Annotated in this window: 23 protein-coding genes; 21 read left to right on the plus strand and 2 right to left on the minus strand. The window is 60.5% G+C overall.

The features are described from left to right. Both C2L65_RS33950 and C2L65_RS33955 read left to right on the plus strand, forming a co-directional pair. Positions 1-519 carry a DUF3304 domain-containing protein gene (locus C2L65_RS33950; RefSeq protein WP_042311740.1) on the plus strand — a complete coding sequence of 173 codons (519 nt, stop codon included), beginning with the start codon at positions 1-3 and terminating at the stop codon, positions 517-519. A 2-nt stretch (positions 520-521) separates the two neighbouring features. Then, on the plus strand, positions 522-2054 hold the full coding sequence (locus C2L65_RS33955; RefSeq protein ID WP_063769787.1) for a T6SS phospholipase effector Tle1-like catalytic domain-containing protein: 1533 nt from the start codon (positions 522-524) through the stop codon (positions 2052-2054). Positions 2055-2796: 742 nt separating this feature from the next. Here C2L65_RS33955 and C2L65_RS33965 read toward each other — a convergent pair. Then, positions 2797-2994 (minus strand): hypothetical protein, encoded by a 198-nt coding sequence (locus C2L65_RS33965; RefSeq protein WP_042311741.1) that lies wholly within the window; start codon positions 2992-2994, stop codon positions 2797-2799. Positions 2995-3025: 31 nt separating this feature from the next. Between C2L65_RS33965 and C2L65_RS33970 the strand changes: the two genes are divergently transcribed. The 19 genes from C2L65_RS33970 to C2L65_RS34060 all read left to right on the plus strand — a co-directional run bounded on the left by C2L65_RS33970 (position 3026) and on the right by C2L65_RS34060 (position 22007). After that, the gene (locus C2L65_RS33970) at positions 3026-3613 is read left to right on the plus strand and encodes an amino acid synthesis family protein (protein ID WP_007576843.1); all 588 of its coding nucleotides are present in this window, start codon (positions 3026-3028) and stop codon (positions 3611-3613) included. Then, entirely contained in the window at positions 3603-4511 is a 909-nt protein-coding gene (locus C2L65_RS33975) for an alpha/beta fold hydrolase (RefSeq protein WP_042311743.1), read from the plus strand. The genes C2L65_RS33970 and C2L65_RS33975 overlap by 11 nt, the downstream gene beginning before the upstream one ends. Further along, a complete protein-coding gene (locus C2L65_RS33980) occupies positions 4504-5460 on the plus strand; it encodes a flavin reductase (RefSeq protein ID WP_042311749.1) in 957 nt (318 codons plus the stop codon). Before C2L65_RS33975 ends, C2L65_RS33980 begins: the two co-directional genes overlap by 8 nt. Positions 5461-5576: 116 nt before the next feature. Further along, positions 5577-6620: an LLM class flavin-dependent oxidoreductase gene (locus C2L65_RS33985; protein WP_042311752.1), complete on the plus strand. Its 1044-nt coding sequence runs from the start codon at positions 5577-5579 to the stop codon at positions 6618-6620. Positions 6621-6653: 33 nt separating this feature from the next. Next, complete coding sequence (locus C2L65_RS33990; RefSeq protein WP_042311754.1) at positions 6654-8126, plus strand: aldehyde dehydrogenase; 1473 nt, start codon at positions 6654-6656, stop codon at positions 8124-8126. A 13-nt stretch (positions 8127-8139) separates the two neighbouring features. Continuing rightward, positions 8140-8454, plus strand: a complete 315-nt coding sequence (locus C2L65_RS33995) for an NIPSNAP family protein (protein WP_042311757.1) — start codon at positions 8140-8142, stop codon at positions 8452-8454. 76 nt (positions 8455-8530) lie between these two features. Continuing rightward, complete coding sequence (locus C2L65_RS34000; protein ID WP_042311759.1) at positions 8531-9562, plus strand: ABC transporter substrate-binding protein; 1032 nt, start codon at positions 8531-8533, stop codon at positions 9560-9562. Between the two features lie 51 nt (positions 9563-9613). Next, positions 9614-10498: an ABC transporter permease gene (locus C2L65_RS34005; protein ID WP_042311760.1), complete on the plus strand. Its 885-nt coding sequence runs from the start codon at positions 9614-9616 to the stop codon at positions 10496-10498. A 1-nt stretch (position 10499) separates the two neighbouring features. Beyond that, on the plus strand, positions 10500-11294 hold the full coding sequence (locus C2L65_RS34010) for an ABC transporter permease (RefSeq protein WP_007576855.1): 795 nt from the start codon (positions 10500-10502) through the stop codon (positions 11292-11294). Between the two features lie 14 nt (positions 11295-11308). Continuing rightward, positions 11309-12397, plus strand: coding sequence for an ABC transporter ATP-binding protein (locus C2L65_RS34015; RefSeq protein ID WP_042311763.1), 1089 nt, complete (start codon positions 11309-11311; stop codon positions 12395-12397). An 8-nt stretch (positions 12398-12405) separates the two neighbouring features. Further along, entirely contained in the window at positions 12406-13101 is a 696-nt protein-coding gene (locus C2L65_RS34020) for a GntR family transcriptional regulator (RefSeq protein WP_042311764.1), read from the plus strand. Between the two features lie 150 nt (positions 13102-13251). After that, the gene (locus C2L65_RS34025) at positions 13252-13731 is read left to right on the plus strand and encodes a nuclear transport factor 2 family protein (protein WP_042311766.1); all 480 of its coding nucleotides are present in this window, start codon (positions 13252-13254) and stop codon (positions 13729-13731) included. A 318-nt stretch (positions 13732-14049) separates the two neighbouring features. Continuing rightward, positions 14050-15264, plus strand: coding sequence for an ABC transporter substrate-binding protein (locus tag C2L65_RS34030; protein WP_042311768.1), 1215 nt, complete (start codon positions 14050-14052; stop codon positions 15262-15264). 107 nt (positions 15265-15371) lie between these two features. Then, positions 15372-16247: a branched-chain amino acid ABC transporter permease gene (locus C2L65_RS34035; protein ID WP_035995333.1), complete on the plus strand. Its 876-nt coding sequence runs from the start codon at positions 15372-15374 to the stop codon at positions 16245-16247. A gap of 8 nt (positions 16248-16255) precedes the next feature. After that, entirely contained in the window at positions 16256-18184 is a 1929-nt protein-coding gene (locus C2L65_RS34040; RefSeq protein WP_042311772.1) for a branched-chain amino acid ABC transporter ATP-binding protein/permease, read from the plus strand. 46 nt (positions 18185-18230) lie between these two features. Beyond that, positions 18231-18959, plus strand: a complete 729-nt coding sequence (locus tag C2L65_RS34045) for an ABC transporter ATP-binding protein (RefSeq protein ID WP_042311826.1) — start codon at positions 18231-18233, stop codon at positions 18957-18959. A gap of 203 nt (positions 18960-19162) precedes the next feature. Continuing rightward, positions 19163-20485: a TIGR00366 family protein gene (locus tag C2L65_RS34050; RefSeq protein WP_007733746.1), complete on the plus strand. Its 1323-nt coding sequence runs from the start codon at positions 19163-19165 to the stop codon at positions 20483-20485. 63 nt (positions 20486-20548) lie between these two features. Beyond that, positions 20549-21580 (plus strand): histone deacetylase family protein, encoded by a 1032-nt coding sequence (locus C2L65_RS34055; RefSeq protein ID WP_042311773.1) that lies wholly within the window; start codon positions 20549-20551, stop codon positions 21578-21580. 148 nt (positions 21581-21728) lie between these two features. Next, positions 21729-22007: a hypothetical protein gene (locus C2L65_RS34060; protein ID WP_042311776.1), complete on the plus strand. Its 279-nt coding sequence runs from the start codon at positions 21729-21731 to the stop codon at positions 22005-22007. Positions 22008-22029: 22 nt separating this feature from the next. Here the strand turns inward: C2L65_RS34060 and C2L65_RS34065 are convergent, their stop codons facing one another. Further along, positions 22030-22638, minus strand: coding sequence for a CDP-alcohol phosphatidyltransferase family protein (locus C2L65_RS34065; RefSeq protein ID WP_042311829.1), 609 nt, complete (start codon positions 22636-22638; stop codon positions 22030-22032). Positions 22639-22710: the final 72 nt, after the last annotated feature.

Here is a 22710-nt window from a genome sequence, read left to right on the forward strand (position 1 = left end):
ATGAAAATAGATACGGGAAAACGAATAGTACTCGCGATTTTCACAGCTGCTACACCGTTGCTTGGCTGCGCGAGCCTTTCACAAATCGGCTACGTGCCAGAGGTCGCTGTCTTTACCGCTAACTACACCGACAAGTACGTCTACTACAGCCTGGACGACGCCGATGACCGGCCGTTGAATATTGGGGGCAGCGCTCATCCATTCAAAAACGGTGGAACTGGCGGCACAGACTGTTGCAGGTCGATGCCGGATGCCGGGCAGAAAATCACCGTTCGGTGGCAGGAAGGGACCAAGGATATCAACGCGGACCAGACGCCCCTTCTCCATAAAACAGTCATAGTGAGAGGCTCGTCGCCTCCGTCTGGTGACAGGTTTAACTACATGATCGTTCGGTTCTTTTCCGGCCAACAAGTAGAAGTGGAAATTCTCTCTGATCCAAATGGACCAAGGGCCACGCGAAATCCAAGACGCGACCAGATTTTCTATGGTCAACGAGTGATGCGAAAAATTGGAGAGTAGCGATGCAGGACTGGTTTACCGATAGTCACGAAGCGTTTTGGAAGGCGATCAAGACTCTCACTCAATTGCACGCGGAAGAGTTCGATACCTGTACCACTTGTGACCAACAGCCTTGGATCAGTTTCTTCTTCGACGGGACCGGAAACAACAAGAATGCAGACATCGCGAATGAAAAACTATCTAACGTTGCGAGACTTTATGAGGGGCACGCGAGCGACGCGCCTTTGATCGTCCGACACTACCTGGAAGGAATCGGGACACGATTTGATTCGAGTGACCCAAGCTGGATAGATGATATTAGAGATAGCGAGTTATTAGGTGGCGGAACAGGACTAGGGGGAGATGCGCGATTGAAACGAGCAATGCGTCTGCTCAACGATTCGTTATCCACAAATCATCGCGTTACGCGTATTGACGTAGCCGTTTTTGGCTTCTCGCGCGGCGCGACGTTGGCGCGCGCCTTCGTCAACAAACTGCTCGATAAGGTTGAACGCATCAATGGCATACCACACTGGCCCTGTCCGACTGCTGACGATGGCAAGAGCGCGCCGCTGCATATCCGATTTCTCGGACTCTTCGATACGGTCGAGTCAGTCGGAATGCCCGCACATGACTTTAGCGATATGTTGATGCGTGTGCCAAACGAAGTAGAACAGTGTTTGCACCTTGTGGCCGGACACGAAGTCCGCTCAGCATTCCCGCTTACGCGACTGGGAGTGATGACAGATACACATCGTGAGTTTGTCTATCCTGGCGTGCATTCCGACGTGGGCGGCGGATACAAACCGGGCGAGCAGGCGCGCATTGACACGCTTGCACGTATCCCGCTTAACAGAATGCGCCTTGAAGCTGCGATAGCCGGAGTTCCCTTCACACCACCCGCGCTTCTCGATAAGAAGACCTCAGACCTCTTTGACTATGGCGCAGACTTGAAAACAGCTTTTGACGAGTTTGAGGCTGCGGCGGATATCGGAACCACTTTAGACGCCAAGATGGCTGCACACATGCGTCTTTATTACGGGTGGCTGAAAGCCCGGTATCAGACAAACCCATGTGATGTGTACAAGGGCGTTTGCGGCGCAAATTCACAGAGCGAAAAGGACCTTGAGAGAATCAGGTCTTCCCATACAACGATCACTGCGCAGATGGACTCGCTCAACTGGCGGCGTTACTGGATGGAGGTTGAGAAGACAAACCCGTGCGAGTGGCACGACCGCGCAAAAAACGGCGGCGTACCACCGAAACTTTCCGCGGAAGAGCAGGCTTACTATGAAGCCTGGCTCAACCCGCCAGTACTTTCCGACAACCTGATCCGTTTCTTCGATCAATATGTTCACGACTCGCGAGCTGGATTCGAATCGTTCATCGGCAAGGGGCTGTATCTGACAGCGCGGGAGATCATTTCGCCGTCCGGAGAACAGACCAATGTCGTCAAAAATCCTCCCACCATAGCCGGAACGGACTCCATTTCCTCGAACCAGCTTACGCCCCTCGGAAGCACACATGTTCAGGCCACGCCGTCAGTCACGCGATAACCCGCTGTCTGGCGGACTACAAAATTCCCGGTCGGTGACGATTGCCGACGCTCACCTGATCTTCAATACACGATCAGCAACTTTCACAATACCGTGTCTCACGTCGTGCCCTTCCTTAACAAAGGAACGCTCGGTTATTCGACCGATCTTGCGGGCGGATTCGCGATTGCAATTTTCGAAACCTGCAAGGCACAGTCAGGCGCGGTCTTCTCACTGTCGGGCACGGTGAGACACCCAGACTACTTGCATTTGGAAAGAATGTTGACGACAACAAAATCCAGGACGAGAGCAATTGACCATACGCTATGACATCAGGGACGGCGACTCTACGACCGCGTGTGGAATCGTCTTCTCGCCCCGTCGAGGCGACACACTGGACGGCAAAGAGATCGCGTATGAGCACGACATGGTCAAGTGCTTCGCCTGCGGTACGACCGGTTATATCGTGTGCGTCGGAGCGCATCCCCACGAAACAGGTGCTGGTGGCAAACACAGTGCGTTGAGCGATGACCTCTGTGTGTGCAAATGCGATCCATCGCCCAGGTTGATCGCTTCGCAGCATCGCAGCGGATGCTGATTGTTATATAGCCAGTAGTTCTCATGCGGCTCGGACGTGTCCAAGGCACGAACCCACTGCCAAAAAAACGCAACCTTTCGATGATTTCGGATTGGCGTACGGCGGAACTGGGCGTTGAATGCGCTGGCGCAGCAGGACGAGTCAGCTGATAACGGCTGATCTGGTTCAAAAAACAAGGCCGCCGGCGTTGCCGGCGGCTTTTCTTTTTTGCGCCTTCCCATCGGGATGCTGCGTCGCACAAGTCGTCGCCTTATGCCCAAACCGTGCCTGAAGTGTCATCGCATCCGTATCATGGTATTCCATAATACTTTGGTCCTTGGTGCGGACCATAAGATGGAATACCATAATCTCAACAAACAACATTCACGGCCTCGGCCCCGTCAGGAGAAGCGATATGAAGCTGGAAGTGCGCAAGCTGGTCACGTACGTCGAAGAGACCTTTATCGAAGGGGGCAAGGCTGCGGCCCGGCCGCTGAAGCTGATCGGCGCGGCGGCCGTGCTGCGCAACCCGTGGGCGGGACGCGGCTTCGTCGAAGATCTGAAGCCGGAGATTCACGGCCTGGCGCCCCAACTCGGCGAAATGCTGACGGCTGAAATGCTGCGCGTCGCCGGTTCGGGCGATGCGATCGAAGGGTATGGCAAGGCGGCTATCGTCGGTACGTCGGGCGAGATCGAGCATGCGTCCGCGCTGATCCATACGCTGCGTTTCGGCAACTACTACCGGAAAGCCGTCGGCGCGAAGAGCTATCTGAGCTTCACGAATCTGCGCGGCGGCCCGAACTGCCCGATCGCCATTCCGTTGATGCACAAGCACGACGAAGGCATGCGTTCGCACTATCTGACCGTGCAGTTTTCGATCGTCGACGCCCCTGCGCCCGATGAACTGGTGATCGCGCTCGGCGCATCGATTGGCGGCCGTCCGCATCATCGGATCGGCGACCGCTATCAGGACCTGAAGGAGCTCGAGTCCAATGAAGCGTGAGCATGTCTCCGGGCGCACCGTGTCGCGTGGCGAGGCGGCGGGCACGAGCTACAGCGTCTACGCGCCGCAGTCGGCGGATGCACCCGAGACGGTGGTGCTGGTCCACGGCGTCGGCATGAACCAGAGCGTGTGGGCGCCGCAGATCGATGCGCTGACGGCGGCGTATCAGGTTGTCGTGTACGACATGCTCGGCCACGGCAACAGTACACTGCCGACGCCCGCGCCGACGCTCGACGAATACGCATCGCAACTCGAAACGCTGCTCGACGCGATGCAGATCGAACAGGCGCATGTGGTCGGGCATTCGATGGGCGCGCTCGTCGCACTCGAATTCGCGCTTGCGCATCCGCAACGCACGCTGAGCGTCGTCGCGCTGAACGCGGTGTACGACCGCACGCCCGCACAGCGTGAAGCTGTGATGACGCGCGCCGCGATGCTCGGCGATACGCCCACGGAGAATCCCGCCGCGGCCGGCGTGGACGCTACATTGTCACGCTGGTTCGGTGATCCGATTCCCGTACATCTGACGCAATCGGTGCAGGCCGTGCGCGATCTGTTGTTGTCGGTCGATCCCGTCGGCTATACGCGCACGTACCGGCTTTTCGCCAGTTCGGATGACGCGCACGTTGGCCGCCTTGCAGAACTCGCCGTACCCGCGCTGTTTCTCACGGGCGAGTTCGATCCGAATTCGAGCCCGTCGATGTCGAGCGCGATGGCGGAGGCCGCGCCATTCGGCCGCGCGGAAATCATCGCCAACGAACGTCACATGATGAACGTCACCGATCCGGCGCGCGTCAACGAACGGCTGCTCGCGTTTCTGACGGAAGCCTCGGCGCAGCGCGCCGCGACAGCAGCGAACGCACTGCACGGATCGATCTCTGGAGAACGCCATGACTGATGCCGTCAACGAACTGCCCTTCGACATCACCGATTTTCGCCGCGCGCTCGGCGCGTTCGTGACGGGCGTGACGGTCGTCACGACGATCCAGCCCGACGGCTCGCCGCGCGGCTTCACGGCGAATTCGTTCACGTCGGTGTCGCTCGATCCGCCGCTGATCCTCGTCTGCATCGCGAAGACGGCATCGAGTTATCAGGTGTTTTCGCAAGCGCCTCAGTTCGCGGTGAGCGTGCTGGCCGAAGACCAGAAAGCGGTGTCCGGCGTGTTCGCATCGAAGGCCGCCGACAAGTTCGCACAAGTCGCGTGGAGTGCGCGCGCAACGGGTGCGCCCGTTGTCGACAACGCAGCCGCGTGTTTTGACTGCACGACGCACGATGTCGTCGATGCGGGCGATCACATCATATTGATCGGACGTGTGGTCGATTTTCTTCATACCAGCTCGTCGCCGCTCGGCTATTGCCGGGGCGCGTATGTGAACTTCAGCCTGTCGCAGGATGCACTCGCAGCGGCCGGGCCGCGCGCGCAGGTCGGCGCGATTCTCGAACATCGCGATGGCATCGTGCTGCTCGATACGTCCAAAGGTTTGCAACTGCCGACTGGCAACAAACTCGAACCCGCAAGCGATGCTGCCAGTCTGCGCGGCGTGCTGGCAAAACTCGGCCTCGACGCGCATCTCGACTTTCTTTTCGCCGTATTCGAATCGGGCAGCGGCCAGGCGCCGAGTGTGCAAGTCTATTATCGCGGCCGCGTGATCGACAGCGGCGCAGCGTGGATGGACAGCGCGATCCGCATCGTGCCGTTGGCGCAGATTCCGTGGGATGAATTGCACGACGACGCCGTGCGCTCGATGCTTGAACGCTATGTACGCGAACGCAGCGAGGATGCCTTCGGCATCTACGTCGGCGACACGGAAGCGGGCACTGTGCAGACGTTAGCGCTGACTCAATGAATGCTTTGCATGGGACGTGAGTAAGCGCTAAAGCGCTAACTCTCGTCGAGAGCCTTGCATGGGACGAGAGTAAGCGCTAAAGCGCTAACTCTCGTCGACACAGGAGACTGAACATCATGAAGTTTTCACTATTCCTGCACATGGAGCGATACGACGACACGACGTCGCATCGCGAGCTGTTCGATCAGATGACGGAACTCGTGCAGATGGCCGAGCGCGGGGGCTTCGAGACCGCGTGGATCGGCGAGCATCACGCGATGGAATTCACGATCGCGCCGAACCCGTTCGTCAATCTGTCGTACCTCGCGGCGAAGACGGAGCGTATTCGTCTGGGCACGGGCACGGTGATCGCGCCGTTCTGGCATCCGATTCGTCTCGCAGGCGAAGCGGGGATGGTCGACGTAGCGAGCAATGGCCGGCTCGATCTCGGCATCGCACGCGGCGCCTATTCATTCGAATATGAGCGCCTGTTGCCAGGGCTGGATGCAATGAGCGCCGGCGCCCGGATGCGCGAACTGGTGCCCGCGTTGCGCAAGCTCTTCAAAGGCGATTACGAGCATCAGGGCGAATTCTGGTCGTGGCCCAAAACGACGCCCGTGCCGCGCCCGATTCAACAACCGCATCCTCCCATGTGGCTCGCCGCGCGCGATCCGAACTCGCATGCGTTCGCAGTGGCGAACGGCTGCAACGTGCAGGTGACGTCACTGGCTTCGGGCGATGCCGAAGTCGTGAGCCTGATGGAGCGCTTCAACGCTGCGTGCGCCGCGCATCCCGAGGTGCCGCGTCCGCAGGTGATGATGCTGATGCATACGTTCGTCGGCGCGAATGCGGCGGAAGTGGATGCAGGCGTGGAAGATCTCGCGACGTTCTATCGCTACTTCAGCAAGTGGTTCAAGAACGAACGTCCCATCGAACAAGGCTTTATTGAGTCACTGACGGATGCCGACGTTGCCATGTTCCCGCAATACTCGTCCGAGTCGATCCGTAAGAACCTCGTGATCGGCGAACCGAAACAGGTGATCGCGCGGCTCAAGGGCTATGAGGAACTCGGCTATGACCAGTACAGCTTCTGGCTCGACAGTCATATGAGCTTCGAACGCAAGCGCAAGTCGCTGGAACTGTTCATTTCCGACGTGATGCCTGCTTTTGCAACCCGCTGACGTCACGCGCTAACAGACAACGGAGTGGCTGACATGGTCCAGCGGTTCCAGCAATACATCGACGGTGCATTCGAAGAGGCGCGCGAGCATTTCGACAGCATCGATCCATCGACGGGCGACGTCTGGGCGCAAATGCCCGCCGCGAGCGCGGACGATGTCGACCGCGCGGTGCGCGCCGCGCATCGCGCATTGAATGATCCGGCGTGGGCGAATCTCACGGCGAGCGCGCGCGGCAAACTGCTGTACAAACTCGCCGATCTCGTCGCGCAGCATGCGCCGCGTCTCGCCGAACTCGAAACGCAGGACACGGGCAAGATCATTCGCGAGACGCGCAGCCAGATTGGGTACGTCGCCGAGTATTACCGCTATTACGCGGGCGTCGCCGACAAGATTCAGGGCGCGTGGCTGCCCGTCGATAAAGCCGATATGGAAGTGACGCTGCGGCGTGAACCCGTTGGCGTCGTGGCGGGCATCGTGCCGTGGAATTCGCAACTGTTTCTGTCGGCCGTCAAAGTGGGACCGGCGCTCGCGGCGGGCTGCACGATCGTCCTCAAGGCATCGGAAGAAGGTCCCGCGCCTTTGCTCGAATTTGCGCGGCTCGTGCAGGAAGCAGGCTTTCCGAAGGGCGTCGTCAACATCGTGACGGGTTTCGGCAACGATTGCGGACGCACGCTGACGAGCCATCCGCTCGTCTCGCGTATCGCCTTCACGGGCGGACCTGAAACGGCGCGTCACGTGGTACGCAATTCGGCGGAGAACCTCGCGGCGATGTCGCTGGAACTCGGCGGCAAGTCGCCCGTGCTCGTATTCGACGACGCCGATCTCGACAGCGCATGCAACGCCGTAATCGCGGGCATTTTCGCGGCGACGGGGCAAAGCTGCGTGGCCGGTTCACGGCTCGTCGTGCAACGCGGTATTCACGATGCGCTTCTCGAACGTCTCATTGCTAAAGCGCAAACGATCCGCATCGGCAACCCGCAGGACATGGCAACCGAAATGGGACCGCTGGCGACGCGTCGTCAACTTGAACATATCGAGAACGTGCTGCGCGCGAGTGTCGAAGCGGGCGGGCGCATCGTAACGGGCGGCAAGCAGCCGGACGGTATCGGCAAGGGCAATTACTTCTTGCCGACCATCGTCGATTGCCCGAATGCGCAGGTGCCGAGCGTGATGGAAGAACTGTTCGGACCGGTGCTGAGCATCGTCACATTCGACACGGAAGCCGACGCGATTGCGCTTGCGAACGATACACGCTATGGCCTCGCATCCGGCGTCTTCACACGCGATCTGACGCGCGCGCATCGGCTCACACGTGCGTTGCGCGCGGGCATCGTGTGGGTCAACACGTATCGCGCGGTGTCGCCCATCGTGCCGTTCGGCGGCTATGGTTTGAGCGGCCTCGGACGCGAAGGCGGGCTCGAAGCGGTGCTCGAATATACGCGCACGAAATCCGTGTGGATTCGCACGTCGGACGAGCCGATAGCCGATCCGTTCGTGATGCGCTGAAACAGGAGCCCGCATGTTCTACGAAATCCGCACCTATCGCATCAGGACGGGCGCAGTGCCTGCCTATCTGAAGCTGGTCGAAGAAGAAGGCATTGCGTTGCAGAAGCGCTATCTGGGCCAACTGATCGGCTACTTCTTTTCGGAGATCGGTCCGCAGAATCAGATCGTGCATATCTGGGCCTATCCGAGTCTCGACGAACGCGAACGCCGTCGCGCGGCGCTCGCTGAAGACCCCGCATGGCAGGCCTTCGCGCCGAAGATTCAGGCGCTGATGGAAGAGATGGAAAACAAGATCATGAAGCCAGCGCGCTTTTCGCCGCTAGCCTGAGAGAGCGCATTTCAACGGGCCGCCCGCTGTACGAATCCCATCGCATCGACACAAGACATATTCCCTGGAGACAGACATGAGCAGCAGAAGCACCACGTATTTCGCGCCGCTGATCGCGCTTTGCGCGGCGACGCTCGCGGCAACGCCGGCATTTGCCGCGGACCCGATTGTTTTCACGAGCTGGGGCGGCACCACGCAATCGTCGCAGCAGAAGAACTGGGCGGCGCCGTTCACGCAGGCGACGGGAATCAACGTGCTGATGGACGGCCCGACCGACTACGGCAAGCTCAAGGCGATGGTGGATAGCGGCAACGTGAACTGGGATGTCGTCGATGTCGAAGGCGATTTTGCGTATGCGGCGCAACAGGCGGGCCTGATCGAACCCATCGATTACTCCGTCGTGAAGAAGGATGAACTCGACCCGCGCTTCGCGACGCCAGCGGCCGTAGGCAGCTTCTATTACTCGTTCGTGCTCGGCTATAACAAGGCGAAGTACAAGGACGCGCAGCCATCCACCTGGGCCGATCTGTTCGATACGAAGAAATTCCCCGGCAAGCGCACGCTCTACAAATGGTCGGCACCTGGCGTGCTCGAAATCGCGCTGCTCGCCGATGGCGTGCCGCCGAACAAGCTCTATCCGCTCGACCTCGACCGCGCATTCAAGAAGCTCGACACGATCAAGGGCGACATCGTCTGGTGGAGCGGCGGCGCGCAATCACAGCAATTGCTCGCATCGGGCGAAGCGCCTATCGGCATGTTCTGGAACGGGCGTCTGCATGCGCTCGAACAGACGGGCGTGCCCGTCGGCATTTCATGGAACCAGAACCTGACGGCGGCCGACATGCTCGTGATCCCGAAGGGCGCGAAGCACAAGGCTGAAGCGATGAAGTACCTCGCAGCTGCAACGAGCCCGCAAGCACAGGCGAAGTTCGCAACGGACACGGGTTATGCGCCTATCAACGTGAAGTCGGCCGCGCTGATGTCGCCCGCCATCGCGAAGACGCTGCCCGACCAGTACAAGAACTCGCAGATCAATCTCGACATGAAGTACTGGGCCGAGAATCGCGACGCGATTGCGAAGCGCTGGTACGCGTGGCAGTCCAAGTAAGCGTGCTGCACGACAGCGTCGCAATCGTTATCGGAGTGGATGGGAGACACCATGCCTAATGTCCTGAGTACCGTCGCGCATCCGCCCGCGACGGCCGCGCGCCGGCGGCGCGACTGGCGCAGCGTTCGCCTGCTGATACCCGCGCTGCTGCTGCTCGTGATCTTCTTTCTGCTGCCCGTGCTGTCGCTGCTGTTGCGCAGCGTGCTGGAGCCGTCGCCGGGTTTGCACAACTACGCGCAACTGGTCGGCTCGACGGACTATCTGCGCGTATTCGGCAACACGTTTCTGGTCGCGACGGTCGTGACGCTAGCGACGCTCGCGATCGGCTTTCCGACTGCGTGGCTGCTCGCCATTGCGCCGCGCAAGCTGAGTTCGGTGTTCTTTGCGATCCTGCTGCTGTCGATGTGGACCAACCTGCTGGCGCGCACCTTCGCGTGGATGGTGCTGCTGCAACAGACGGGACCGATCAACCGGATGCTGATGGCGCTCGGGATCATCAGCGAGCCGCTGACGCTCGTGAACAACCTGATCGGCGTGACCATCGGCATGACGTACATCATGCTGCCATTTCTCGTGATGCCGCTGCATGCAACACTACGCGGCATCGATCCGTCGACGCTGCGCGCGGCGGCGATCTGCGGCGCGAGCCGGTGGCAGGCATTCTGGCGCGTGCTGGTGCCGCTCGCAATGCCCGGCGTCGCGTCGGGTGCGTTGATGGTGTTCGTGATGGCACTCGGCTATTTCGTCACGCCTGCTTTGCTTGGCGGCGCGTCGTACATGATGCTCGCTGAACTCATCGCGCAACTGGTGCAGCAACTGCTGAACTGGGGTCTCGCTGGCGCAGCCGCTTTTGTGTTGCTCGCCGTGACACTCGCGCTGTATGCGCTGCAACTGCGCTTTACGGGCAGTGCGAGTGCAAGTCTGGGAGGTCGCTGACATGTTGCTCGATTTCGATCGCCTGGGCGCGCTGCGCTGGGCATTGCTCTCAATCGGCGCTGCCGTTGCGCTCTTTCTCTTGCTGCCGATCGTATTCATCGTCGCCCTGTCGTTCGGCGATTCGCAATGGCTGATCTTTCCTCCGCCTGGCTGGACGCTGGAGTGGTATCGACAGCTTTTCACCGACGCTGGCTGGATCGACTCGTTGCTGACGAGCGCGAAGCTCGCGGTGATCGTGACGGTGCTCTCGGTATTGATCGGCTTTCTCGCATCGCTTGCGCTGGTGCGCGGCAAGTTTCGGGGACGCAATGCCGTGCAGGCGTTCTTTCTGACGCCGATGGTGCTGCCCGTCGTCGTGCTCGCCGTCGCGCTGTATGCATTCTTCCTGCGCATCGGCCTGAACGGCACGATCACGGGCTTCGTGATCGGCCATCTGATCATCGCGTTGCCGTTCTCGATCATATCGATCAGCAACTCGCTCGCGAGCTTCGACACGGCGCTTGAAGATGCCGCGCTGATCTGCGGCGCGTCGCCGCTCGAAGTGAAACTGCGCGTCACATTGCCCGCGATCCGGCTCGGCATTTTCGCTGCGGCGATCTTCTCGTTCCTCGCATCGTGGGACGAAGTGGTGGTGTCGATCTTCATGGCGAGCCCCACGTTGCAGACCTTGCCGGTGCGTATCTGGGCGACGCTGCGGCAGGATTTGACGCCCGTCGTCGCGGCGGCGTCTTCGCTGCTGGTCGGCTTGACGGCTGTATTGATGCTTGCGGGCGCCGTGCTGCGCCGCGCGCGATAACCAAGGTGAACGACATGACTGCATTCCTGCAAATCCAGCGCCTGCGCAAGACTTACGACGACGTCGTCGCTATCGACCAGGTTTCCCTCGACGTGCGCAAGGGCGAGTTCATGACGTTTCTTGGGCCGTCGGGATCGGGCAAGAGCACGACGCTGTATATCGTCGCGGGCTTCCAGGAGCCGAGCGAAGGACGCGTGCTGCTCGACGGCAAGCCGCTGCTGTCCGTCGCGCCGAACAAACGCAATATCGGCATGGTGTTCCAGCGCTATACGCTGTTCCCGCATCTGACGGTGGGCGAGAACATCGCGTTTCCGCTGCGCGTGCGCCGCCTTCCCGACGCGGAAGTGAAGGCGAAGGTCGAGCAAATGCTCAAGCTCGTGCATCTGTCCGAGTGCCGCGACCGGATGCCCGCACAACTGTCGGGCGGACAGCAGCAGCGCGTCGCGATTGCGCGAGCGCTGGCCTATGATCCGCCTGTGCTGTTGATGGACGAGCCGCTGTCGGCGCTCGATAAAAAGCTGCGCGAGGAAATCCAGCTCGAACTGCGCCGTATCCATCAGGAGACGGGCGTCACGATTCTCTATGTAACGCACGATCAGGAAGAGGCATTGCGTCTGTCGGACCGGATTGCCGTATTCAACAAGGGGCGTATCGAGCAGGTCGGCACGGGCGAGGAACTCTATTCGAACCCGGCGTCGCGTTTTGTCGCGAGCTTTATCGGCAATTCGAACTTCCTGCCGGTGCGCGTGACGTCGCACAGCGATGGTCGCATGAACGGCGTGTTTCCGAACGGGCATGAAGTGGCGTCCGGCAGTTTCAATCCGGCGCTCACGGCAGGCGACGACGGCACGCTGATGGTTCGCCCCGAGCAAATGCGCATTCAGGCACTGCGCGACGCGAGCGGCGCGACAGGCTTGCCCGTTACCGTGCGCGACATCACATATCTCGGCGATGCTATGCACTACGCGGTCGCGACGCCGTGGCAGCAGGAGATTTCGATTCGCATGCCGGCGGGGCATCGGCATGACAGCGGATTGTCGATCGGCACGCAAGCGCTCGTCGATTGGGACACCCGCGACGTGCGTCTCTTTGCTCAGGCGTGAGTACAGCCATGAGTGATGCGCTGCCTTCGCTGAAAGTCGAACGTCGCACGACGACGTTGCGCGAACTTGCGCTGGAGAAAATGCGCACGGCCATACTCGAGGCGCATTTTCATCCGGGCGAGCGGCTCGTCGAGCGTTCGTTGTGCGAGGAACTGGGTGTGAGCCGAACCGTGGTGCGCGAAGTGTTGCGGCACCTGGAGACGGAAGGACTCGTCGATTCGATTCCCAACCAGGGGCCGATCGTCGCGCTGCTCGATTCGGATACGGCTGCCGAGATCTACGAGATTCGCGCGTTGCTGGAAGGCGATGCTGCAATGGCATGCGCGCTACGCGCCGATGAAGCCGTGTTCGCGCGGCTTGCCGATTGCATCGCGAGCATTCAGCAGGCGTTCGAGCGGCATGAGCATCAGACCGTGCGCGAACTGACGACGATGTTCTACGAACAGATGTTCCATGGCGGCGGCAAGAAGGTCGCATGGGAGATCGTGCAGACGCTGAATGCGCGCATCAACCGCCTGCGTGCGATGACGATTGCATCCGACGATCGCGGCCGGCAGGCCGTGCAGGAAATGAACCGCATACTCGATGCACTTCGTGCCCGTGACGCGCAACGCGCCCGCGACGCAGCGACCGCGCATGTGGCGCGCGTTGCGGACATCGCAGCGGAGTTGTTGCGTCAAACGGTGGGGGAAGCGTCGGCTTGAGCGCATTCAACGCCTTACACCGCATCACGCCTACCGAACCTCGAAATAGCCGCCGTGCAAATCCCAAAACCCTCTCACTTCCCGACATGACGACGACTCGCATTTGCGAATAATGACCCACACCGTCACCATTCACAAAGAGAGAAGTCGATGTCCAGCACTACCGAAGTCCGTCCGCCGCTGCCGCCGTTCACGCGCGAAACCGCCGCACAGAAAGTGCGCCAGGCCGAGGACGGCTGGAACTCACGCGACGCCGCAAAAGTCGCCTTGGTCTATTCCACCGACACATGGTGGCGAAACAGAGCCGAATTCGTTCGGGGCCGCGAAGAAGCGCGCACATTCCTCGAACGCAAATGGAGCAAGGAATTCGAGTACCGTCTGATCAAGGAACTGTGGGCCTTCACGGACAACCGCATCGCGGTGCGCTTCGCCTACGAATGGCGCGATGATGCTGGCAACTGGTTCCGCTCATACGGTAACGAAAACTGGGAGTTCGGCCCCGATGGCCTGATGCATCATCGTCACGCGAGCATCAACGACCTGCCGATCAAGGAAAGCGAGCGCAAGTTCCACTGGCCGCTCGGCCGCCGCCCCGACGATCATCCAGGGTTGAGCGATCTGGGTCTTTGATCTGTCGTTCTGACCCGGAATCTTTCATCACCTTCTGCCAGCCGACATCTGCATGTCGGCTAGGCGCGCTTCCATTTCCCCGTTGCACGCACAACCAACACTCGTTGCATCTGCACCGATACAGTGCGTACGTGCGTAAGCACACTGAACTTGTTGTTCCTTACGGGTAACTCCGCATAGTGGCAAAAAGCTTACGATTTCTATACTAGGTTGCCGTTTCGTATTAAGGCGATACAAAGCACGCCGCTTTACGAATCAGGCGGTGTCGGGAGACAGCCCGCGCCCGTCGAATATAAAGAACATGCTACGGAGACGAACATGGTACTTCGCCTGAAGAGCGTTGTTGCTGCTCTCGCATTGTGTGTGGTCGCAACGGGGGGCTATGCGGCCGAACCCATCAAGATCGGGGTCGATGGTCCTTTCACAGGCGGTTCGTCGTCGATGGGCGTCAGCATGCGCGACGGCGTGCGGCTTGCGGCTGCTGAGATCAACAAATCGGGCGGCGTGCTGGGCCGGCAGATCGAACTCGTCGAACGCGACGACGAAGCGAAGAACGAACGCGGCGTGCAGATCGCGCAGGAACTCATCAACAAGGAAAAGGTAGTCGCCGTGGTCGGCTACATCAATACGGGTGTCGCGCTCGCATCGCAACGCTTCTTCCAGGAAGCGAAAATCCCCGTGTTCAACAACGTCGCGACGGGCAGTATCGTCACGAAGCAGTTCGCGGATCAGCCGGATAACTACGTGTTCCGCAACTCAGCCGCCGACCGCATTCAGGCACCGATGATCGTCGAAGAAGCCGTCACCAAACGCGGCTTCAAGAAGGTCGCGATTCTCGCCGATTCGACCAACTATGGGCAACTCGGCCGCGAGGACCTGGAAAAGGCGCTCGCTGCGAAGGGCGTGAAGCCGGTTGCCGTCGAGAAGTTCAACATCAAGGACGTCGACATGACGGCCCAGTTGCTGAAGGCGAAAGACGCGGGCGCGGAAGCCGTGCTGACCTACGGTATCGGACCCGAGCTCGCGCAGATCGCCAACGGCATGGCCAAGCTTGGCTGGAAGGTGCCGCTGATCGGCAGCTGGACGCTGTCGATGGCGAACTACATCGACAACGCCGGCTCGAACGGCGAAGGCGCGCGTATGCCGCAGACCTTCATCCAGGAACCCAACACGCCGAAGCGCAAGGCCTTCATCGAAGCCTACATGAAGGAATTCAAGCCGAAGAACAACCGGATCGATTCGCCCGTGTCGGCGGCGCAAGGCTATGACTCCGTCTATCTGCTCGCCGCCGCGATCACGCAGGCAGGTACGACGGACGGCCCGAAGGTGCGTGCCGCGCTCGAAAGCCTCAACACGAAGGTCGAAGGCGTCGTGATGGTGTACGACAAGCCGTTCTCGCACGACGACCACGAGGCGATCAGCCCGAACGTGCCAGTGGTCGGCGAAGTGAAGGGCGGCCGTGTGATCTACGCGTACGACAACGACAAGAAAGGCGGCGGGCAACTGCGCAGCAAGCAGGCATCCGCAAACTGAGCACAGCACGAAAAGCGAAGCCGCGCCCGCCAGACCGGCGGGGGCGGCTTTGTGCTGCGTGGCTCACGGCATCACCTACGGGGCGTTGCGATCGAGGCAATTGGACTATGGCCATTCTTCTTCAGCTCATCTATAGCGGCATTGCGCTCGGCATGATCTACGCCGTGATCGCGTTCGGCTACCAACTCACGTTCGCGACATCCGGCACGCTGAACTTCGGCCAGGGCGATGCGCTGATGCTCGGTGCGCTGGTGGGTCTCACGCTCGTCACGCTGGGCGTCAACTACTGGCTGATGATTCCGCTCGTGTGCGTATTCGGCCTGTTGCAGGGCGCGTTCGTCGAACGGATCGGCGTGCGGCCCGCGATCAAGATCAAGTCCGAGTTCGGCTGGATCATGTCGACCATTGCGCTCGGCATCATCTTCAAGAACGTCGCGGAAAACGTCTGGGGCCGCGACGATCTGCGCTTTCCGTCGCCGCTGCCCGAAGCGCCTATCAAGGTGTTCGGCGCGAACGTGCTGCCGATGGAACTGCTCGTCGTGGGCGGCGCGTTGGTGCTGATGCTGGCCGTCGAGTTCTTCAACCGGCGCAGCATCTTCGGCAAGGCGGTCGTCGCGACATCGAACGATCGCGATGCCGCCGCGCTGATGGGCATCAACACGGGCCTCGTCATCACGTTCTCGTATGCGCTGTCGTCGCTGACGGCGGCCTTCGCCGGCGTGCTGATCGCGCCGCTCACGCTGACGGGCGCGACGATGGGCGCGGTGCTCGGCCTCAAGGCGTTCGCGGTGGCGATTATCGGCGGATTGTCGAGTGGTCTCGGTATCGTTGTGGGCGGCGTGATACTCGGCATTGCCGAGACCACAACCGGCTTCTACATCTCGACGGGCTATAAAGACGTGCCCGGACTCGTGCTGCTGCTGATCGTGCTCGCGCTGCGTCCGGCAGGTCTGTTCGGCAAAACCGCGATCAAGAAAGTTTGAGGTCCGCCGTGAAAAAGAAAAACCTCATCGGCGCGCTGCTCGGGCTGGTCGCGCTGGCGGTCTTCCCGGTGCTGTCGGGCAACCCGTACTACATCCACCTGGTCGAGACGATCATGATCTACGCGATCCTGCTCTTCGGTCTCGACATCGTGGTCGGTTACACGGGGCAAGTGTCGCTTGGACACGCGGGGCTGTTCGGCGTCGGCGCTTACACGGCGGGCGTGCTGTTCATCAAGCTCGGCATGCCGTTCTATGTGACCGTGCCGATGGCGATCGTCGTGACGGCGGCGTTCGGCGCGATTCTCGCGCTGCCCGCACTGCGCGTGTCGGGTCCGTATCTCGCGATGGTCACGCTCGCGTTCGGCACGATCATCCAGATCCTGATCAACGAAATGGATTTCCTTACCAGCGGGCCGATGGGCATCAAGATCACGAAGCCCGTGATCGCGGGCCATATGCTCGATGAGACTCAATACTATTGGGTCGTGGCCGCGCTGCTCGTCGTCTCGCTCGTGGTCGTGCATCGCGTGTTGAAGTCGCACCTGGGCCGCGCATTCGAAGCGCTGCGAGACAGCCCGATTGCATCCGACTGCATGGGCGTCTCGGTGTACCGGCACAAGGTTTACGCGTTCGTGATCAGCGCGGGCTTTGCCGGGCTCGCGGGCTGTCTGTATTCGTATTCTGAGCAGTACATCTCGCCCAACACATACAACTTCGAGCTGACCATCCTGTTCCTGCTCGCGATCATCATGGGCGGCCGCAAGACGCGCACGGGCGCGCTGATCGGCTCGATGATCATCGTGCTGCTGCCCAAGCTGCTCGACGACATCTCGATGTTCCGCATGGTCGCGACGGCGCTCGCCGTCATCGTGGTCGCAGGCGCGCTGTTCTCGATTGCGCGCAAGAGCGTGACGCCGCGCAAGGTCGCGATTCCGATTGTCGGCACGGTTGGCCTCGCGGTGTTCTCGTACTGGATCGACGCGCTGACCGACTGGCGGCTGACAATTTTCGGTTTGATGATTCTGCTGGTCGTCTACTACCTGCAGGACGGCGTGGTCGGCTTCGTGCGCAAGTTCTTCACGCATGGCCGCGTGCGCACGGTGACCGTTGACACCGAAAAGCCCGCGGAAATCACCGCTGATGCCGTGCTCGACGTGCAAGTCAAAGGCCACGAAACGATTCTCGATGTGCGTGGCGTACTGATGCAGTTCAGTGGCCTGAAGGCGCTGAACAACGTACACCTGAACGTGCGGCGCGGCACGATACATGGTCTGATCGGACCGAATGGCTCAGGCAAGAGCACGATGATGAACGTGCTGACGGGCATCTATATACCGACGGCGGGCGCGATCGAGTATCGCGGCGAATCGATTGCAGGGCGAACGTCTGCTGCGATTGCGCTGTCCGGCATCGCGCGTACGTTCCAGAACGTGCAGCTGTTCGGCGAAATGACCGCGCTCGAAAACGTGCTGGTCGGCTTGCATCATACGTTCCGCTCGAACTTCGCCGATATCGGCCTGATGACGACGCGTTATCGTCATGAAGAACGCGCGGCACGCGAGCGCGCGTTCGGCATGCTGCGCTTCGTCGGTCTGGAGAACGTCGCGGCGGAAGAGGCGCGCAATCTGCCGTACGGCAAGCAGCGTCTGCTCGAAATTGCCCGCGCGCTGGCACTCGATCCACAGGTGCTGTTGCTCGACGAACCCGCCGCGGGTCTCACCGCGCCCGACATCAAGGAACTGGTGCGCATCATTCGCAAGGTTCGCGATCACGGCATTACGGTGGTGCTGATCGAACATCACATGGACGTCGTGATGTCGGTGTGCGACACGGTATCGGTGCTCGATTTCGGGCAGAAGATCGCCGAGGGCAAACCGTCCGAGATCCAGGAAAACGAAAAAGTCATCGAGGCGTATCTGGGCGGCGTGACCGCTTGAGCACACGTTTCTATCGAACGACAACGGCATGAATGGGGAACACGCGATGTTATCGATCCGCAACCTGCATGCGGGCTACGGCAAGGTTCAGGTGCTGCACGGCATTTCGATGGACGTGCCGAAGGCCTCCGTCGTCACGCTGATCGGCTCGAACGGCGCGGGCAAAACCACGACGATGCGCGCCGTATCAGGCATGATCCGTCCGAGCGAGGGCGAGATCAGGATGGGCGAAGGCGCATCGGCCAAACGCATCGATTCGCTCGATTCGCACCGTATCGCGCGTCTGGGTCTCGCGCATTCGCCTGAAGGCCGGCGCGTGTTTTCGACGATGACCGTCACCGACAATCTGTTGCTAGGCGCATTCCCGCGCCTGACATGGGCGCGTCCGCGCGGCGACATCAACGCGGATCTCGAACGCGCGATCGATCTGTTTCCGCGCCTCAAGGAGCGCCGCAATCAACTGGCCGGGACGCTCTCGGGCGGCGAGCAGCAGATGCTCGCGATGGCGCGCGCGATCATGCTGAACCCGGATCTCGTGTTGCTCGACGAACCGTCGATGGGACTCGCGCCAATTCTCGTCGACGAGGTGTTTCGGATCATCGAGCGACTGAAAGAACAGGGCGTGACGATGCTGCTCGTCGAGCAGTTCGCGGCCGCCGCGTTGAATGTCGCCGATTACGGCTACGTGCTGGAAAACGGCCGCATCGCGACGCATGGAACGGCGATGCAGTTGCGTAATGATCCGATGGTCAAGGCCGCTTATCTGGGGCATTGAACCGGACGCGTCGTCAATGACGGCGCAAATTCCATTCATTTCTTTAAGGTCGTTGAAAGCTTTAATTCAGCGACCCGCCCGCACTCATTCCTCTCCAATAGAACGTAACGCGACTGCTTGTGCAGTTCGCCGACTCGTTACGCATAGCTGTGGCAGAATCTCGCGCGCATCCAACGAACAACTGAACAAGTGCCGGAGACGTCGTGATTCAAGGTATTGCCCGCTTCTTTACGCAGGTGGTTCATCGCTTTCTGCCTGATCCTCTTATTTTCGCGCTGCTTCTAACGGCGATTACCTTTGCGCTGGCATTGGGCCTCACGCCCCAGTCACCCGGCGATCTCGTCTTCATGTGGGGCAGCGGTTTCTGGAATCTGCTCGCCTTCACGATGCAGATGGCGATGATCCTCGTAACAGGTCATGCATTGGCGACGTCGGGCCCCGTCAAGCGCGTGCTGTCGGCTCTCGGCGGCCTGGCGAAGACGCCGGCGCAAGGCACGATGCTGGTCGCATTCGTTAGCGGCGTGGCATGCGCGATCAACTGGGGCTTCGGTCTCGTGCTCGGCGCCATGTTCGCGCGAGAAGTGGCGAGGCGTGTGCGCGGCGTCGATTACCGGCTGCTGGTTGCGGCCGCGTACATGGGCTTCCTCACCTGGCATGGCGGCTTGTCCGGTTCGGTGCCGCTGGTCGCGGCGACCAAGGGCAATCCGATGGAAAAGGTGATTGGCCTGATTCCCGTGTCGCAGACGCTCTTCACGGGATACAACCTTTTCATTACCGCCGCGCTGATCGTCGCATTGCCGCTGCTGGTGCGCGCGATGATGCCGCGAGCCGAAGATGTCGTCTCGGTCGATCCCGCGCTGCTCGTCGACGAACCCGTGATGGAACGCAAGATCACGGCGCAATCCACGCCGGCCGAACGTATCGAAGAGAGCCGCATTCTGTCGATTCTGGTCGCGCTGCTGATCGCCGCCTATCTGGTGATCCGTTTCACAAAGAAAGGCTTCAGCCTCGACATCGATACCGTCAATATCGTTTTCCTTGCAGCGGGCATTCTGCTGCACAAGACGCCGATGGCGTATGCACGCGCAATTGGCAACGCGGCGCGCGGCACGGCGGGGATCATGATCCAGTTTCCGTTTTATGCGGGCATTCAGGCCACGATGGACCACTCGGGTCTTGCGGGCGTGATCACGAACTGGTTCATCGAAATTGCCAACGTCCACACGTTCCCGCTGCTGACGTTCCTGAGTTCGGCCGTCATCAACTTCGCGGTGCCGAGCGGCGGAGGCCACTGGGTCGTGCAGGGTCCGTTCGTGATGCCCGCTGCGAAGGCGATCGGCGCGGACCTCGGCAAGTCTGCGATGGCGATTGCCTATGGCGAAGCGTGGACCAACATGGCGCAGCCTTTCTGGGCGCTGCCAGCTCTCGCGATTGCAGGGCTCGGCGTGCGCGACATCATGGGCTATTGCGTGACGGCGCTGCTGTTCTCGGGCGTGATTTTCGTCGCGGGACTGTATCTTTTCTGACGTCGTTCGCAACGCGGTGTCGCAACGGTAGACTGTGCGTTCCTTTCTGCGGCGTACAGAACCATGCAAACCATCTACAGTAGCGATCACCGCTTGCATCAAGGCGTCGAACTCAAGGACGGCGCCGTCTCCGATTCTTTCGAAAAGCCTATCCGCGCAGAGACCGTCCTGAAGCAGGTCAAAGCTGCGGGCCTGGGCGATGTTCTGGCGCCGAACGTCTATGAGCGATCGTGCTATGTCGGCGCGCATAGCGAACGTTATGTCGAATTTCTCGCGTCGGCATGGGACGAGTGGGCCGCAACGGGCCGCACATGCCAGGCGTTGCCACTCGTATGGCCCGTACGTGGTTTGCCCTCCACGGCGATGCCGCAATTCATCGACGGCAAGCTCGGCTTCTTTTCGATGGATGCCGGTTCGCCCATCAACGCGGGAACATGGAGCGCGGTATCGTCGAGCGCGAACTCGGCGTTGACAGGAATTGATGCGCTCGCACGCGGCGACAAGGCGGTCTTTGCGTTGTGCCGTCCGCCGGGTCATCACGCAGGCCGTGAGTACATGGGCGGCTATTGCTATCTGAACAATGCCGCAATCGCCGCGCAACGTTGCATCGCGCAAGGCGCGAAGCGCGTCGCCGTGCTCGATATCGATTTCCATCACGGCAATGGCACGCAAGATATCTTCTACGACCGCAAGGACGTGTTGTTCGTGTCGATACACGGCGATCCCGCCGTATCGTTTCCGTACTTCTCGGGCTTTGCCGACGAGCGCGGCATGGGCGAAGGCGAGGGCTTCAACCTGAATCTGCCGCTGCCGAAGGGAACGGCAATGGAACAGTACGGGCCTGCGTTACAGCAAGCGGGTTCGGCAATCGCGAATCATGCGCCCGACGCGCTCGTTGTTTCGCTCGGTGTCGATACGTTCGAGGGCGATCCCATCAGCCATTTCCGTTTGCGCACGCCGGACTACTTGCGCGTCGGTGAAATGCTTGCGGGCTTTGGTTTGCCGACGCTCTTCGTGATGGAAGGCGGGTACATGGTCGACGAGATCGGCATCAATGCCGTCAATGTACTGTTGGGTTTTGAAGGCCGGGCATAAACCGCCGCGAATCTGGCAGCTTCGTCATACTTATGCCAGCATTGCGCCACTCTTGAAGCGTAGAGTTAATACAGTCGTTGCAGACACCGAGAGCCGTCTGCGACGACTGTATTCGCTGCACAGTCTCTCGCGATCAAGGAGCCTTGAAATGAAGCAACTTCTTCTCAGTCTCGTGGTAACGGCGGGCGTGGCAGCCATGTCGAGCGCATACGCGCAGCAAATGCCGACCGATCAACCGATGGACCAGACCCAGGCGCAATCGGCCGCGCCAGCGGACACGGGTCAGGGCGGCGTCAATTGGGGCAGCGCGGCGCAAGGCGCCCGTAATGACCCGGAGACGCGTCAGGACGTGCGCCAGCAATTGATACAGTCCGAGCGTGACGGGCAACTGCAAACGCTCAATCGCACCGTTTACAATGGCAATTGATCACGCACTACATGCCTGACAATCAGGGCTTTGGAATACGGATGCGGCTGATCATTAGCGATCCGGAAATGCCATAGACCAGCGTCAACGGATGCAGCACATGACCTGCAATCCGCCACTCGCCGAACCATAATTGCGGACCGAGAGCCCCCTGCCACGCGGCGATGGCAAGCAGCAGCACGATTGCGAACGATGTCGGAATAGGCGTGCCCTCGAAGTGTGTCACTTTCCCCGTCCCGCCCGACATCGTCTCAGCCGTCACGTTGTAGCGAGCGAGCCGCGACACGCCGCACGCCACGAAATACGCAAGCAGAACGCGGTCATACAGGCCGCGCATGCCACATCCATAGCCGATGATGGCGGGCGCCACGCCGAACGAGATCACGTCGGCTAGCGAATCCAGTTCCTTCCCCAGCAGCGAAGCCTTCTGCCGCCAGCGCGCGATGCGTCCATCCAGCACGTCGAACACCAGCGCCGCAAATACGAGCGCGCTGGCGAAGTACACGTGCATGACGTTCGCGCTGCCGATGTAGCTCATCATCGAAAACAGTGCGCCCGTGCCGCACACGGCATTGCCGAGCGTAAACCAGTCGGCGAGATGAAACTCGCGAATCATCGAAAAACGCTTCATATGGGCCTTTTTGTCGGGCAGTGGAACGAGTATAGCGGTCGCGATTGCATGCGATGCCTGCAAGGCACGTGC

Origin of the sequence: Paraburkholderia terrae, assembly GCF_002902925.1 — a bacterium.
GTDB classification, from domain to species: Bacteria; Pseudomonadota; Gammaproteobacteria; order Burkholderiales; family Burkholderiaceae; genus Paraburkholderia; species Paraburkholderia terrae.

Bases quoted from the DNA above. Each gene is read 5' to 3' on its own strand.
- C2L65_RS34025 (WP_042311766.1), top strand. From the start codon at position 13,252: ATGTCCAGCACTACCGAAGTCCGTCCGCCGCTGCCGCCGTTCACGCGC.
- C2L65_RS33965 (WP_042311741.1), bottom strand. From the start codon at position 2,994: ATGTTGTTTGTTGAGATTATGGTATTCCATCTTATGGTCCGCACCAAG.
- C2L65_RS34005 (WP_042311760.1), top strand. From the start codon at position 9,614: ATGCCTAATGTCCTGAGTACCGTCGCGCATCCGCCCGCGACGGCCGCG.
- C2L65_RS34030 (WP_042311768.1), top strand. From the start codon at position 14,050: ATGGTACTTCGCCTGAAGAGCGTTGTTGCTGCTCTCGCATTGTGTGTG.
- C2L65_RS33970 (WP_007576843.1), top strand. From the start codon at position 3,026: ATGAAGCTGGAAGTGCGCAAGCTGGTCACGTACGTCGAAGAGACCTTT.
- C2L65_RS33980 (WP_042311749.1), top strand. From the start codon at position 4,504: ATGACTGATGCCGTCAACGAACTGCCCTTCGACATCACCGATTTTCGC.
- C2L65_RS34015 (WP_042311763.1), top strand. From the start codon at position 11,309: ATGACTGCATTCCTGCAAATCCAGCGCCTGCGCAAGACTTACGACGAC.
- C2L65_RS34035 (WP_035995333.1), top strand. From the start codon at position 15,372: ATGGCCATTCTTCTTCAGCTCATCTATAGCGGCATTGCGCTCGGCATG.
- C2L65_RS34000 (WP_042311759.1), top strand. From the start codon at position 8,531: ATGAGCAGCAGAAGCACCACGTATTTCGCGCCGCTGATCGCGCTTTGC.
- C2L65_RS33985 (WP_042311752.1), top strand. From the start codon at position 5,577: ATGAAGTTTTCACTATTCCTGCACATGGAGCGATACGACGACACGACG.
- C2L65_RS34065 (WP_042311829.1), bottom strand. From the start codon at position 22,638: ATGAAGCGTTTTTCGATGATTCGCGAGTTTCATCTCGCCGACTGGTTT.
- C2L65_RS33950 (WP_042311740.1), top strand. From the start codon at position 1: ATGAAAATAGATACGGGAAAACGAATAGTACTCGCGATTTTCACAGCT.
- C2L65_RS34060 (WP_042311776.1), top strand. From the start codon at position 21,729: ATGAAGCAACTTCTTCTCAGTCTCGTGGTAACGGCGGGCGTGGCAGCC.
- C2L65_RS34010 (WP_007576855.1), top strand. From the start codon at position 10,500: ATGTTGCTCGATTTCGATCGCCTGGGCGCGCTGCGCTGGGCATTGCTC.
- C2L65_RS34045 (WP_042311826.1), top strand. From the start codon at position 18,231: ATGTTATCGATCCGCAACCTGCATGCGGGCTACGGCAAGGTTCAGGTG.
- C2L65_RS33955 (WP_063769787.1), top strand. From the start codon at position 522: ATGCAGGACTGGTTTACCGATAGTCACGAAGCGTTTTGGAAGGCGATC.
- C2L65_RS34020 (WP_042311764.1), top strand. From the start codon at position 12,406: ATGAGTGATGCGCTGCCTTCGCTGAAAGTCGAACGTCGCACGACGACG.
- C2L65_RS34055 (WP_042311773.1), top strand. From the start codon at position 20,549: ATGCAAACCATCTACAGTAGCGATCACCGCTTGCATCAAGGCGTCGAA.
- C2L65_RS33975 (WP_042311743.1), top strand. From the start codon at position 3,603: ATGAAGCGTGAGCATGTCTCCGGGCGCACCGTGTCGCGTGGCGAGGCG.
- C2L65_RS33995 (WP_042311757.1), top strand. From the start codon at position 8,140: ATGTTCTACGAAATCCGCACCTATCGCATCAGGACGGGCGCAGTGCCT.
- C2L65_RS33990 (WP_042311754.1), top strand. From the start codon at position 6,654: ATGGTCCAGCGGTTCCAGCAATACATCGACGGTGCATTCGAAGAGGCG.